At 63.4% G+C, this 16,351-nt stretch carries 1 protein-coding gene (only partly in view); it reads left to right on the top strand.

The features are described 5' to 3' along the window. Positions 1 to 16,351, top strand: partial view of an SAM-dependent methyltransferase gene (locus VPK24_RS07095; RefSeq protein ID WP_393011676.1) — the 3' portion only. 12,644 nt of this gene lie to the left of the window's left edge; the window shows 16,351 of its 28,995 coding nt (coding positions 12,645-28,995); its start codon lies beyond the left edge, outside the window; the stop codon is at positions 16,349 to 16,351.

The raw sequence follows: 16,351 nt of genomic DNA, 5'->3' as shown, positions 1-16,351 counted from the left end.
TGGGGTGAGTGTTTTGGCCACGCCTCGGCTGCACCTGCTGCTGGGCAAGGTGGGAATGCTGTCGCCCACGGGAACCTGCAAACCCTTTGACCACAGCGCCGATGGCATTGTGATCAGCGAAGGGGTGGGGGTTGTGATTTTGAAACCCCTGGATCGAGCTTTGGCCGATGGCGATCGGATCCATGCGGTGATTCAAGGGTCAGGCACCAATCAGGACGGTAAAACCAGCAGCCTCACGGCCCCCAGCGGCCCGGCCCAAACCACCCTCATTCAGGAGGTCTATCAGCGGTTTGGCCTGGATCCCCGATCGATCGGCTATGTGGAAACCCATGGCACGGGCACGCCCTTGGGCGATCCGATCGAACTTCATGCCCTGAGCGATGCCCTCCGCGCCGCTGCTCTGCCCCCCGCTTCCATCCCGATCGGCTCCGTGAAAGGGGTGATTGGTCATTCCTTGACCGCCGCCGGGATTGCGTCCCTGTTGAAGGTGGTGTTGGCCCTGAAGCATCGATCGCTGCCCCCTTGCCCCCTGCCCACCGGTCTGAATGGCCATATCCAACTGGATGCCAGCCCCCTGCGTCTGGATCCCTACGGCAGTCCTTGGACTCAGACCCCGCGCCTGGCTGCCATCAGTTCCTTTGGGGCGAATGGGGCGAACTGCCACATGGTTCTGGCGGCGGCTCCCGAGGTGGCTGCTCCTGCCCTGCCCGCCCGCCCGGAATATCTGTTGGTGCTGTCGGCGCGCGATCGGGGCCAGTTGCGACAACGGGTGGCGGATTTGCTCCAGCACCTGACCAGCCAAGATCCGCTGCCCCTGGCTGATTTGGCCGTGACCCTGGCCACCAAACGCAGCCATTTAGCGGTGCGGGCGGCTTGGGTGGCCAGCAGTTGGGATGAACAACTGGCCAACCTGCGACAGATCCACCAGGCCCTGTTGGCGGTTACGCCTCGGGCGATCGCCCCGGAATTCACGCCTGCTCAGTCCTGGTTGATCACCCGATCGGACGATCCGATCCTCACGCCCGATGGCGCACTGAGCGACACCCAGCGGGATCAGGTGGCTCAACTGCTCCAAAGCGGCCGGAGCGATCGCCCCTTCCTGTTGTCTTTGGCGGCGGATTTTGTGGCGGGAACCCTGTCGGATCTGACGGCGCTTTACCCGCAGCCGGGCCGGTTGGTGGATTTGCCGCGCTATCCGTTTGATCGCACCCGCTATTGGGTGCAACGATCGCCCCAGCCCACCCCCTCAGCCCTATCCCCAACCCCAACCCCCGCCCGAGACCTCACCTTTTGGATGAGTCAGCATCATGTGCAGGGCACCGCCGTCTTACCCGGCGCGGCGATTTTGCAACAGATGCTGGAAGCTGGCCAGGCGGCGGGCCACCCGATCGGGGAACTGCGGGATATCGGTTGGTTGCACCCGGTGCAGACGGGCATGGCGTTGGTTCCCCAATGGCAAACCCAGGATTCGCGGTTGGTGCTGCAATTGCAAGCCAGCATGGAGCCGGATCCCAGCGGGGTCACGGCATCGCCCGATCGTCCCTGTGCCACCGCCGTTTGGGTTTCTACCCCTAGCACCCCATCGCCCTCGGAAGCGCCCAGACTCGATCCCGATGCCGTGCAACGACGTTGTGGCAGCACCTGGACGCAAAAGGCGTTCTACGACCTGGTGGATGGTCGTGACGTGGTTCATGGCCCGCTGTATCGCACCGTTGAGCAATTGTGGGCCGGCCCCTTTGAGGCCCTGGGCAAGCTGAAAGCGCCCGCCTCAGAATTGGCCTGGCTGCCTCGGATGGCGCTGCACCCCTCGTTGCTGGATGGGGCGTTGCAATGCGTGATGGGCCTGTTGGCTCCTCGGGCGGCCGATTTGCCCCTGCTGCTGCCGGCCTCGATCGCCACCTTGCAGATCCTGCAACCCCTCACGGAGGATTGCTGGGTTTATGTGCGGCCTTCGCAAGCGCCCATCTCGGAATATTCCTTTGATTTACGGATCACGAACCTGGCGGGCGAGGACTTGATTCGCATCAACACCTTTACCCTCCGTCCCTTGCGCACGGCAGGCAGCTTGCTGGGCGGGTCGCCCAATGGCCATTCTGGAATTCCGCCCTTGGTTCCGGGGGGCTATGGTCAGGGCCTGTCCCGATCGGGGCTGCCCGCTGGGACTGGGCCGGTTCCTGCCCACAACGGCGCACCTGTGGCCTTGGGTTCAGAGGGGCCGATCGCCCCGGCCGGTTCCCCGGCGGCGGCCCCAGCCATTGCCGTTGAAGCCGTGCCCTGCTACCGGCCCGTTTGGCGAGAAACCCCTTGGCCAGAGCCGATCGCCCCCGGATCCGGGGCGGTATTAATGGTTTATGCACCGGGCGATCGGCCCTTGGCAGCGGCCTTGCAAGCACAGCACCCCTCGGCTCCGATCTATCAAGTGCAGCTTGCGGGATCCCGCCAATCCCTGGGCCCGAACCATTGGCAAGTGGGCGCTGGGGCCAGCGATTGGGAGCCGATTTGGCCGCAACTCCCCCCCTTGGAAACCATCTATTTCCTGGCGGCGGGGAGCCGAATCGCGCCCGCCAGCCTTGCGGAACTGACGGCGCTGCAAGATCAAGGGGTGGTCAGCCTGTTTCATCTGATCCAAGGCCTCGATCGGCATCGACTGTGGCGATCGGGAGCGCGGCTGCGGGTCATCACCCAAGATGCCCAAGCCGTGGGAGTCGGGCCGATTCAGCCCTGGCAAGCCACGGTGATTGGCTTCACCAAGGCCCTGTCCCGGGAATTCACGGATTTGGCAGTGACCTGCTTGGATCTCAGCCGGGTGGATCTGGAACTGGTTGAGCCAATCGATCGCACTGATCTAACGAATCAAACGAATCGAACGAACCCATTCGCCCACCTGGCCCGCCGAATTGCCACGGAACCAGCGGCGGAACCGGGGCTGGAGTTGGCCTATCGGGGAACGCGTCGGTTGCTGCGGGCCATTCAGCCCATGGCCTTGCCGCCGGATTCGCGTCCCTTGCCGATTCATCCCGGCGGCTGCTACCTGATCGTGGGTGGCATGACCGGCATTGGCTACGAAGCGGCCAAATGTCTGGCGGCGATCGCTGGGGTCAAGTTGATTTTGACGGGTCGCCGTCCCCTCACCGAAGTGCGAGCCGGCCAACTGCGGGAACTCACGGCTTTGGGGGCGATCGCTCAATACCGATCGGTCGATGTGACGGATCCCGTCGCCATGGCCGGTCTGATCCAAGAGATTCAGCAAACCTGGGGGCCCCTGCGAGGGGTGATTCATTCCGCCCTGGTGTTGCAAGATGCCAGCCTGCGCACCATGACCCTGGCGGCCCTGCAAGCGGCCCTGGCTCCCAAGGTGGCGGGCAGTTGGCTGCTGGTGGAACTGACCCGCCAGCAACCCCTGGATTTTCTGATCTTCTTCTCGTCGGCCAATGCCTTGATGGGGAATGCGGGGCAAAGTAACTATGCGGCCGGTTGCACCTTCCAGGATGCCTTCGCCTTGGCGCTGCCTCCCACGGGGCCTCGAATCCAGATCATTAACTGGGGCTACTGGCGCGAAACGGGCATTGTGGCCACCGAGTTCTATAGCCGACGAATTGAAAAGCAGGGCATTTTGGGCATCAACACCGCTGAGGGGGTGGAAACCCTGGCGCGGCTGTTGCGTTGGGAAGTGCGTCAATGCTTGCCCATGCTGGTCGCCCCGGAAATTTTGGCCCAGTTGGAACTGACGGGCTGGACTACGGAACCGGCAAGGGCGATTGCCCCGCCCGTGCTCCCGGCGGCGGCCCAGGCCATGGCCCGGTTTGTGCAAGAACGCCCGATCGCACCTGAGCCGATCGAGGCCTTCCAACAGCTTGAAGCCTATGCCCACGGGCGACTGCTGGCCACCTTGCGCCAACTGGGGTTGCTGCGATCGGCGGCCGATCGCTGGTCCGTGCGATCGGTGATGACGCAACTGGCAGTGCAGCCCCGCTATGAACGCCTGCTCTGGGCCTTGGGCGATTTGCTCACCCGGGCTGGATTTTTGGCGGAACAGGGCGATGGGTTGGGGTTAACGCCCCTGTGCCTCACACCGGAAATGGATCGCCGGATTGCCAACAGCCCCGCCGAGGCCGATCGACTGCGATCGCGCTACGTGGGCATTGATCCTTGTCTGACCCTGCTCGATCGCTGCTTAGAACGTTATGGCGACATTTTGCGTGGGGCCTGCGATCCCCTCGAGATTCTCTTCCCTCGGGGATCCGCTGCCCAGGTGGAAGGGATCTATCGCGGCAATCCCCTGATGGATTACTACAACGACTTGACCGCCGCCACCGCCGCGGCCACGGTGGCGGCCGCTCAACCCACGCCCCAACAGCCCTTCCGAATTTTAGAGATTGGTGGCGGCACTGGGGGAACCAGTTTTGCGGTGCTGAAAGCCTTGGATCCCTATGCAACCAGTGTTCATTACACCTTCACCGATATTTCGCCCGCTCTAGTACATCAAGCACAGCAGACCTTGGCTCAAGGCCGCTCCTTCTGTGAATTTCGGGTGTTAAATATTGCCCAAGATGTGGCGGCCCAGTCCTTGGTTCCCGGTAGCTATGACCTGGTGCTGGCGGCCAATGTGCTCCATGCCACGGAGAGTGTGACCGCTTCCGTGCGCGAGGCGAAACGGCTGCTGAAGCGCCATGGCCTGCTGGTGCTCAATGAAGGAACCCGGGTTCAAGACTTTGCCACCCTGACCTTTGGACTCACGGAGGGATGGTGGCTGTTTGGGGATGGCGATTGGCGCTTGCCCCATGCGCCGCTCCTGAGTCCCGCCCAGTGGGAAGCCCTGTTACGGGCGGCCGGGTTCCAATCCATTCACCTGGCGAGTCCTGCCCGGCCCGATGCGGGATTGCCGATCGAGACGATTCTTCTGGGGGCGAGCGATGGTTGGATTGAGTGCCCCACGGTGGCGGCGGCTCCCCAAGGGGCCCCCATGGTTCCCGATCGCCCGGTTCCGCCATCGGCTCCGTCCGCTGCACCCTCATCGCCGTCGGCTCCCACCCTGGCCGAAGGGGATTCCCGAACGGTGGTTTTGGCTCATTTACGGCAGGTGTTTGGGCAAGTGTTGCGCCTGGAGGGCACAACCCTATCGCGCCAAGCCAACTTCGAGACCTATGGGGTGGACTCGTTGGTGACCCTGGAATTGATTCGCGCCTTAGAGCAAACCTTTGGCCTGCTGCCCCAAACGCTGCTGTTCCAATGCCCTTCGCTGGATGCGTTGACCCAATGGCTTGAGGCGAATAAGCCTGAGGCGATCGCTGCTTTGGTGGCGGCGGCTCGGCCGGCGGCTCCGTCGGTTGTGGCTGCTCCTGCGTCTTCTGGGGAACTGTCTCCCCCTTTGCCCTCTCCAGGGTTGTCGCCCGCACCGGTTCCCGCACCGCTACCCGCATCCTTATCCTTATCACCGTTGACATCTGCGCCCCGATCGACCACTTCAGCCTCAGCCTCAATAACCTCCTCAATAACCTCAGCCTCAACAACATCGCTTACCCCCGCAACGCTCGCACCGGAATTGGCGGGCGGTGGTCAGCCGGTTGCGGAGCCGATCGCCCCGGGGCCCATGGGCCGATCGAGCCAGGGCCCCAGCCAAGATCGATCGATGGCCTCGACCAACCTGGCGGTGGCCGATGGGGCGATCGCCATTGTGGGGATGGCGGGTCGCTACCCAGGCGGCGCGGACTTGGCGGCCTTTTGGGAAACCCTGATCACCGGGCGCGATGTGATTAGTGAACCGCCGCCCGGTCGTGAATTTGGGTCGCCTGAATTTGAATTGGCCGAGCATCCCACGGCGCGGCGGGCGGGCTGGCTAGGGGTGATCGATACCTTTGACCCACGCTTTTTTGGCATTTCGCCTGTGGAAGCGGCGGGGATTGATCCCCAAGAGCGGCTGTTTATGGAAGTGGCCTGGGCCGCGCTGGAAGATGCGGGTTTAACCCCAGATACCCTGGTGCAATCGCCCGATCCGGCCGCCAAGCGAGCCGTTGGGGTGTTTGCGGGGGTGATGTACGGTGAATATCAGCTCTTGGCTGCTGAGGCTTCGCTGCAGGGCGATTGTGTGCTGACGAGTGCTTCGCCTTCCTCGATCGCCAATCGCTTTTCCTACTTTTGCAATTTTCAAGGCCCCAGCTTGGCCGTGGATACGGCCTGCTCCTCCTCTCTGGTGGCCATTCATCTGGCGGTGCAAAGTCTGCGGCGGGGAGAATGCCGGGCGGCCTTGGCCGGTGGGGTGAATCTGATTTTGCATCCTCGGCATTTGCTGACCCTGCATCGAATGAAGATGTTGGCGAACGATGGGGTTTGCCGTCCCTTTGGGGCCGGAGCATCGGGCATGGTTCCCGGTGAAGGGGTGGGCGTGGTGGTGCTCAAACCCTTAGCCGACGCAGAGCGGGATGGCGATCGGATTTGGGGGGTCATTCGCGGTTCGGCGGTCAACAGTGGCGGCAAGGTGTCTGGCTACACTGTGCCCAACCCCACGGCCCAGGCGGCGGTGATTCGATCGGCACTCCAGGATGCAATGGTGGATCCGCACAGCTTGTCCTACATCGAAGCCCACGGCACGGGCACGACGTTGGGAGACCCGATCGAGGTGGCGGGGCTAACCGAAGCCCTCGGGACCCATGACCAGCCCTACTGCGCGATCGGGTCGTTGAAGGCCAACATTGGCCACCTAGAGGCGGCGGCGGGCATTGCGGGACTCACCAAAGTGCTGCTCCAGATGCGCCATGGCCAGTTGGCTCCCTCGTTGTATGCCACCGATCCGAATCCCCATATTGCCTTTGACCAAGCCCCGGTGCGGGTGCAAACCCAGGCCACGCCCTGGCAAGCTTGGCCCGGCCTGCCTCGGCGGGCGGGTATCAGCTCCTTTGGGGCCGGTGGGGTGAATGCGCACCTGATTGTGGAGGAATATCGATCGGAGTCGGGGCGATCGGGATCGAATCCCGACCCGGCCAGGGCCCAAACCCCGTGGGATCGTAATGGATCCGTCTCAGGGGGCTGGAATCACTTGGGGGCTGAACGTAACGGCTTTGATCGCCCTGTGTTTGATCCGGTGGCAACGGCCCCGTCCACTGCGGGCGGCCTGAGGGTGTCGGAGGAGGAATATGTGGTGCCGGTTTCGGCCCTCGATCGGGAACGACTCGAAGCTTGGGTGCGCCAACTACGATCGGCGCTGATTCACCCCCAAAACTCCCCCCAGCCAGACCCCACCCCTAACCCAGGACTCTTGGCAACGGAAGCCCCGATCGATTGGGTGGCGCTGGTTTGGACGCTGCAAACCGGGCGTGTTGCCCTGCCCTATCGCTTGGCCGTGGTGGCCAAAAATCTCAAAGACCTGTTGAGCCAATGGGAAGCCTTTTTGGCCGACGGGCCGATCGCCCAAGGATTGGTGGGGCGTTGTGGGCCAGACGATCGAGTGATTCGCACTCGGCCCGATTCCCCCCTTGCCCTGGCCACCGCCTGGGTTCAAGGGGCCGAGGTGGATTGGGCCGCCCTGTGGCTGGGGCCCAAACCCCGCCGCGTCACCCTGCCGCCCTATCCGTTTGAGTTGCGCCCCTGTTGGTTTCCCCGGCCGGCCCAACCCGTGACTGCTGCGCTCAACACCGACCGAGCGGAGCCGCTCCCGGCGAGTTCCCCAGCCAGTTCTCCTGATTTACCCTCGGAAAAAAAGTCGCCCTTGCCCCAAGGAGCGATAGGGGTTTTGATTCCCGATTGGCGGGCGATCGCCCCGGAAGCCGTTCCGGGAACTGTGGCCGATCCCGTGGTGGGTGAAGTGCTCCTCTGGATTGGCCCCGAGGCCGAGGGAGCGGCCATGGCCGCAGCGGTGCGGGCCCATCCCGATTGCTGCCGGTTCCAGCGGGTGATTCAGGTGCTTCCGGGCCTGGCCTTTGAACCGCTACCGGGCGATCGCTACCGATTGAACAGCTCGCGGGAGTCGGACTTTGGCGAACTGCTAGCTCATTTGGCCCATCAGGGCCTCACGCCCACCCATGTGCTTTTCCGGGGGGGGGCAACGGCGGCCCCGGGCGATGCGCCCCCGCAGGCGATCCGCCAGGGCCTAACCCAAACGCTCTACCCCCTGTTCTACGGATTTCGGGCCCTGTTGCGATCGCCCGAAACCATTCCTAGTCCGGTGTCCTGGATTTATTTGGGAGATGATCCGGCTGCTCCCTGGACGGCGGCGGCGGCGGCCTTTTGTGCCGCCGTGGGCCAGGAAAGCACCCGATTGCGGCCGGCGGTGCTGTCGGGGGTGACGGAGCTGAACCATCCTTCCCGAGACCTGCTGCGAGCGATCGCCCTGCTGTGGCAGCGTCCAGAACTGAACCATCTTCAGTTCCAATCAACGGGGTCTCGGGTGCGCACCTGGCAGTTGTTGGATCCCGCGATCGCGCCAGGGAACCCGGCCCCGTCCGGTCTCTGGCAAACGGGCGGCTGCTATATCCTCACCGGCGGCTTGGGGGCCATTGGCCAACAGTTGGTTGAAGACGCGATCGGCTCTGCTCCGGTGTCGTTGGTGCTGGTGGGCCGATCGCCCCTAGATGATCGCAAAACCGCGCGCCTGGAAGCTTGGCGGGCCCAAGGGGCCCAAATCACCTATGTGGCGGCCGATGTGGGCGACTGGGACGGGGCGATCGCCGTGGTCAATGCCGCCCGCCAAACGGGCCGGCCCCTGCGCGGCGTAATCCATGCCGCCGGCCTGATTGAAGACGCGCTTCTGATCCACAAAGATCGGCCCACCTTCGGGCGAGTCTTGCGACCCAAGGTGCAAGGAACCGTCTATCTCGATTCCCTCACGCGCCAGGATCCGCTGGACTTTTTCCTGTGCCTGTCTTCCCTCAGTGCCCTGATGGGGGCCCCGGGCCAGGGCGATTATGCCGCCGCCAACGCCTTCTTGGATGCTTGGATTCAGCAACGGGAAACCCAGCGGCAACGGCAACAGCGATCGGGCGTGAGCCGCACCCTCAATCTGCCCTTCTGGCAAGGGGGTGGTATGGCCTTGACGGAGGTTTCCCAGGCTTGGATGGCGGACATGGCGGGACTGCAACCCCTAACCCCCACCCAGGGCCTGGAACTGATCCATTGGGCCATCCGCCAACCCCATCCCCAAGTGGCGATCGCCCCGGGGGAGCCGGAAAAATTCCAAGCGTTTCTTCAGGGCCGCTGCCAAAGCGGCTCCCCAGCCCCCTCCGCAACACCCGTTCAGGTGGCTCGGCCCCTGGCCGCCAATCCGATGCCTGCGGCTCCCCAGGCTACTCAGTCCGCGGCTCCGGATACCCTGCCCGTTTTGCGATCGATCATTTCTGACCTGCTGGGTTTGCGGCCCGAAGAAATTGACCCCCAAGCCCGACTGGGAGAATTGGGGTTTGATTCGCTGCAATTGGCGCGCCTGAGTGAAGCCATTCAAAGACAGCCCTCAGACCGGGTTTTTAATTCAGCCCTGCTGTTTGAAAATCCCACCGTGGCCGCCCTGACCCCGTATTTGCGATCGAGCCGATCGGCGGAACCAACAGAACCCGCATCCAAACCGACACCGGAACCGATACCGAAACCAACCGATTCTTCGGTGTCCCCCTTGGGGTTGGTGGAGGCTCCTGGGGGGCAATTCCCCGGGGTTGAAGTCTCGGTGGTGGAACCAACCTGCGCCCCACCCATTCCCGATCGCCCGGGAGATTTAGCCCAAACCCCCCGATCTCGCCACTTCAATCCCCAGGAACCGATCGCCATCATTGGCATGGCCGGACGCTTCCCCGGAGCCAACACCCTGGAGGACTTTTGGACCAACCTGGCGGCGGGCGCAGATTGCATTACCGAAGTGCCCGCCAGCCGCTGGAATCCTGACCAATACGCCAGCCAATGCGTCTGCCGTTGGGGTGGATTTCTGGATGGGGTTGATCAATTCGATCCCCTGTTTTTCCGGATTTCTCCCCGAGAAGCGGTTTCCATGGATCCCCAAGAGCGGCTGTTTCTGCAAACCGCCTGGCATACTCTCGAAAATGCGGGCTACACCCCCGATCGCCTGCGTCAGGCGGCCGATGGCTCCCCGCGTCGGGTGGGCGTTTTTGTGGGCATCACCTGGGGCAGTTATCAGTTGCTCTCGGCCCAGGAATGGTTGCGCAGTAACCAAATTCTCGGATCCTCCTCCTATTGGTCCGTGGCCAACCGGGTGTCCTGGTTTTTGGATTGCAAGGGCCCCAGTTTGGCGGTGGATACGGCCTGCTCCTCGTCCTTGGCGGCCATTCACTTGGCTGTCCAGTCCTTGCGGCGGGGTGAATGTGCCGTCGCGATCGCCGGAGGGGTGAACCTGCTGTTGCATCCTTCTAAATACATTGCCCTGAGCGGTTTGGGCTTCTTGGCGGCCGATGGTCGCTGCCATAGCTTTGGCCAGGGGGCCAATGGGTTTGTGCCCGGTGAAGGGGTGGGAGCGGTGTTGCTGAAGCCCCTGTCGTTGGCGGAGGCCGACGGCGATCGAATTGAGGCGGTGATCCTCGGTAGCGCCATGAATCAAGATGGCCTGACCACGGGCTACACGGTTCCCAATCCCGAGGCCCAAGCGGAACTGATTGAGCTGGCCCTACAGGATGCGGGCATTTCTCCGGCTACCTTGAGCTATTTGGAAGCCCATGGCACGGGAACGACCGTGGGGGATCCTTTGGAATTGCGGGGGCTAGACAAGGCCTTTCGCCGCTACACGGATCAATCGCACTTCTGTGCGTTGGGATCGGTGAAGTCCAACATTGGCCATTTGGAAGCCGCTGCGGGGGTGGCGGGGGTAATCAAGGTGGTGCTTCAGATGCGCCACCAAACCCTCGTGCCCACGCTCCATTGCACACCGCCTAACCCAGTCCTGGACTTCAGCCACAGCCCCTTTGTGTTGCAAACGGCGCGATCTCCCTGGGTGGGTGAGCGTCGGGCGGGCATCAGTTCCTTTGGGGCGGGGGGCACGAATGTGCATGTGATTTTGGCCAGCTATGAGCCAACCCCCGCCACCGTGGCTCCTGCCTCGGGCGATCAGCCCCAGGTTCCCTTGCTGTTGCCCCTGTCGGCCCGTCATCCTGCCGCCTTGGAACGGCAAGTGCGGAACCTGGCCCAGTATCTGGAAACCCATGGCGCAACGCTGGCCTTGGCGGATGTGGCGGCCACACTCCACCGGGGCCGTGTGCCCATGGAGTGCCGGGCGGCGGTCATGGCCGATTCGGTGCCAGCGGCAATCCAAGCCCTGAAACGATGGTCGATCGGTGCGCTGGCCAATGCCCTTCCCGCCGCGGCCCAAGCTTGGTTGGCGGGTGGCCCGCTGCCCCCTTGGGAGGGATCGGGGAATCCTGTGCCCCTGCCGGGTTATTCCTTTGAGCCGGAGCGGCACTGGCTGGCCCTCCCGTCGGAGCCAACCCCCGCGCCCTCGCCCTCACCGCCCCACCGGTTCTATCCCATTTGGCGATCGGCTCCCCTGGAGCGTTGCGCCTCGTCGTCGGCGGTGCTGTTCTTTGCCCCCAATGCAGAGGTGTTGCAGGCGGTGCGCGATCGCCTGGCTCCCCGGGTGGTGATTGGGGTGTTGCCAGGGTCAGGGCCCTTTGAGCCGTTGGCTGCCGATCCCTTGCCCATGGATTTTCGGATCGATCCCCATGCGGCCGAGCACTATACCCGGCTGTTGGCGGCCTGTCCGCCCGTGCAATGCCTGATCCAAGCCTGGGATCTCACGGAGTTGGCTGCGGACTCCCGATCGAGCCGGGATTTACAGCAAACGCCTTTGCATCGCATGTTTTTGCTCAGTCAAGCCCTGCTGCAAACCCAATCTAAACCCCTGGATATTCACTATGTGTTTTCCGGGGCGGGGGGCGATGTGCCGGGCCGTGTGGCGGTGGGTGGCTTCCGGCGATCGCTCACGGCCGCCTGTGCTCGCCTGCGGTTGCGCACCATTCGCGTGGAAGCGGAGGCCAAGACTTGGCCCGGGATCCTGACCGATGAGGTGCGGACTCCTTGGGTGGATGCGGATATTCTCTATCGTCTGGGGAAACGCTACGGCGAAGACTGGGTGGCCTGGGAGGCTGCCACTGCGCCTGCGGTGACCTTGCGCCCTCGTAGCGTCATTCTGGTGACCGGCGGGGCCGGGGCCCTGGGATCTCAGGTGGCGCTGTATTTAGCCAGACACCATCAAGCGCGGCTGGTGTTGACCGGGCGATCGCCCCTGTCTCCGGCGATCGAGGCGCAGTTGGCCGCCATTCGTCGGGCCGGCGGTGAAGCACGCTACTACGCGGTGGATCTCACGGATCTGATCAGCATGGAAGTGATGGTGGCCCATGTGACCACTGAATGGGGGGCGATCGAGGGCCTGGTTCACTGTGCGGGTCTTCAGGGGCAGGCGGCCTTGGGATCCCTCAGTTGGCCGGAGTTTGCGGCGGTGTTGCGTCCCAAAATCCTGGGCGCTCAGGTGCTCCAAACCGTTCTGGATTGGTCGTCGCTCTCGTTGCGGATTCTGTTTTCATCCCTGGCGGCGGTGGCGGGGGACTTGGGCAGTTGTAACTATGCCTGCGCCAATCGCTATCTCGATGCAATCGCGGAAGCAAACGGCGGCGTGGCGATCGCCTGGCCCCTGTGGGCCGAAGGCGGCATGACCCTCGATCCCCAGTCCCAAGATCTCTATCTCGCGGCCACGGGGCTGCGGCTCCTGCAAACATCCGACGCCCTGCAAGTCTTGGCGGGGTTATTGGCCTCGGAACATGCCCGAGTGGTGATTTGCGATGGGGAGCCGCCTGCCCTGGAGCGGTTGTTGCGTCCTTGGTTGCCCGGGGCGACTTCTGCGGTGATCACACCACCCCCGATCGCGGCAACGATCCCCGAGCAGAAGGCCCCGGTGATCGCCCCACCCACGGCTGCTCGGGTCACCCGTGATTTAACCGATTCATTAACCACCGACCCATTAACCACCAACCCATTAATCACCGAGCAATTAACCCAAGAATTGGCTGAGATGGCGGGAGCTGTTTTGGCGATCGCCCCCCACAAACTCCAGCCCCAGACTCCCTTCAGTCAATACGGGTTTGATTCGATGTTGCTGCGGGAATTTGCCACGCGCATTAACCGGCGCTACGCGATCGATCTGAGTCCTTCCCTCTTCTTCCGGGTGGGAACCTTGGCCGCCCTGGCTGAACATCTGCAAACGGACTATGCCAGCGCGATCGCGGCGGTTTTGGTTCCCCCCGAGGGTAATGGGGCGGAGCGAAATAATGAAAATGCCGTGGTCGCCAGGCCCCCAGCGCCCGCCGGGCCCGGCGCGCCGGCCTTGCCCGATCAAGACTCCGGCGTGGCCATCATTGGCATCAGCGGCCTGTTTCCCGGTTCTCCCAGCTTGCAGGACTTTTGGCAAAACCTGGCAGCGGGCAAGGATCTGATTGTGGAAACCCCGCCGGAGCGTTGGGATTGGCGGGACTGCGCTGCCCAACTGACCGGGACTGGCCGGGAAGAGGCTGCTCGCTGGGGTGGGTTCCTGACGGAGGTGGCCACCTTTGACCCGCTATTTTTCGGGATTTCTCCTCGGGAAGCGGAGCAGATGGATCCCCAACATCGGCTGTTTTTGCAGCAGGCCTGGCACGCCTTGGAAGATGCGGGCATTCGGCCCTCCTCCTTGGCCGGCAGCCGCACCGCCGTGTTTGTGGGGGTGCAGATGAATGAGTACGTGGAGCGGTTTGGCCCCGATGCGGGCCCCCAGGTGGCCACGGGTAACGCCCACGCCATGATTGCCAACCGACTGTCCTACCTGCTGGATCTGCGCGGCCCCAGCGAAATTATTGACACCGCTTGCTCTAGCTCCCTGGTGGCCGTGCATCGGGCGGTGCAGGCCATCCGCTCCGGCGAGGCCCCCTTGGCGATCGCGGGGGGTGTGCATTTGCTCCTGTCTCCCACGGCCGTGATAATGGCGGCGCGGATGGGGGTTTTGTCGCCGGAGGGACGCTGCTACACCTTTGATGCGCGGGCCAATGGCTATGTGAAGGGCGAAGGCGTGGGCGTGGTCTGCCTCAAATCATTAGCCCAAGCCCGGGCCGATCGCGATCATATCTACGGCGTAATTCGGGCTTCTGGGGTGAACCATGGTGGCCATGGCATGTCCCTGACGGCTCCGAACCCTCAGGCCCAGGCTGACTTGATCGCCCAGGTGTATCAGCAAGCGGCGGTGGATCCGGCTTCCATTACCTTGATTGAAACCCACGGCACGGGTACGGCCCTTGGAGACCCGATCGAGGTGGATGCCCTCACGGAGGCCTTTGGTCGGCTAAGGGGCCCGGCCACGCCCGAGGGAGCCGATCGACCAGTTCCCCGCCGTTGGTTGGGATCGGTCAAGACCAATATCGGCCACCTGGAACCGGCTTCCGGCATTGCGGGGCTGCTGAAGGTGGTGCTGGCGATGCAACACCGCCAAATTCCGCCCACGCTCCATCAACAATCCCTGAATCCGTTGCTGCATCTGGAGCGCGGCGGGTTCCAAATCCCGACCGCCCCGCAGCCCTGGGAACCGGCGATCGACCCCTCCGGGCAAGCCGTGTTGCGGGCTGGGGTCAGTAGCTTTGGCTTTGGTGGTGCAAATTGCCATCTGTTGCTAGAGCGCGTCTTGGATTCGGCGGCCACCCCCGCACCGGCCGTGGCCAAGCCGCAGCCGGAAGTGATTCCCCTGTCTGCCAAAACGCCCCAAGCCCTCCGCACTGCGGTGGTGGCCCTGCGCGATGCCTTGCAAACCGAAGGCGAGCGCTATGCGTTGGCGGATGTTGCCCATACGCTGCAAACCGGCCGGGAGGCCTTGGCCCAGCGGGTTGCCTTTGTGGCCTCCGATTACCCGACCCTGTTTGAGCAGATGCAAACCTGGCTGGCACAGGGGCAATGGCCGATCGGGGAGCTGATTGAAACATCGCCCCTCGCGCAATTGGCCCAAGCCTGGCAAGCCGTTCAGGCGGAACTCAGCGCGATCGCCCAGGCCAGCGATCGCCCCATTCCTCCCCAAAAAGTCTCCCTACCCGGCTACCCCTTTAGCCAAACCCGCCATTGGATTCCCCGATCGCCCAGTGCGGTTGCAGCAACGGGGGCTGAGGCGGTTGCGGAGGCAGTTTCAGAGGTGGTCTCGGCAGCGGTTTCCACGGCCGTTTCCGCTGGCCTGGTGACCCCCGCTGGTTTGGCCACGCCTGCTCCCACTGCCATGGCCACCCTTCGATCGCTTCTCAGCCAGACCCTGGGCCTGGATCCGGCGTTGCTCACCGAAGATACCGATCTGAGCACTGTGGGGGTCGATTCCTTGGTGCAAGCGGATTTGCGGCGATCCCTCGAACGGCTATGGGGGCGATCGCTGCCCGCCAATTTGTTCTTGGCGCACTCCACCCTGGCGCAACTGCAAGCGGCCCTTGGCTCCCCGCCTGCGCCCGCCGCGCCCGTCGGAGCCAGCCCCCTAATGGTGTTCCACGACCAAGGATCCCAGCCCGCTTCCTTCTGGATCCACGGTGCGCCGGGAGATACCAACTGGCTCCAGTCCCTCAGCCAATCCCTGGGGCCAGATTTCCCCCTGATGGGCATTGAAGCCAATGAATCCGTGCCCCAAGAGAGCATCACGGCGATGGCCGCACATTACCTGTCGCTGATTGAAACCTTTCACCCCGCGATCGACTATCGCTTGGGGGGATACTCATTCGGTGGAACGGTGGCCGTGGAAATGTGTCGCCTGCTGGAGCAGCGGGGCCAGTCTGTTACCAATCTGATCCTGCTGGATACCTATGCGCCCGGTTCCGAAGACTTGCGATCGATCAAGGAGCACCCCGCGATCGTCGATCCGGCCTTCGCTCCCCTGTTGATCACCAACCTGCTGGTTCACCGCTGGCGTGGTTCTCGCCCCCTGAGTCTCGACGATTTCCAAACCGTCGCCCCAGCGGACTACACCAACCTCATGACCGATCACCTGGCGGCCTGTTCTCCCCTGCGCCCAGAGCAACTGCGGCGACTCTTGGATAAAAATCTGCGGTTGGCCGCTCGGCACGATCGCCTCCTCAGTGCCTATCACCCTGAACCCTTTGCTTGTCGTGCTCGGGTCACCCTGTTTCGCAGCACCTTGGGCTTCACAGCGGCCGATAATCCCCTTGCCCTGCCGGCCATTCAGGTAGACCTGACCGACTCCCCCGCCACCTGGCAAACCCTGCTCCAAACCTCCATCACCACCCACGACATTGCGAGCGATCATTTCGGGTTGCTCGCGGGTGCGGCTGGGCAATCGGTGGCTAATCAGCTCAAGACCCTGCTCGGCCACCGCTCGATCGCCACGGGTTTTGCGGAAACCGCGCTGCCAAAATCCGGCTGA

The sequence above is a fragment of the Limnothrix redekei LRLZ20PSL1 genome, from assembly GCF_043235035.1.
Taxonomy (GTDB): domain Bacteria; phylum Cyanobacteriota; class Cyanobacteriia; order CACIAM-69d; family CACIAM-69d; genus CACIAM-69d.
Note: the sequence above shows the minus strand (reverse complement) of the source record. Positions and strands in the feature narration are given on the sequence as shown.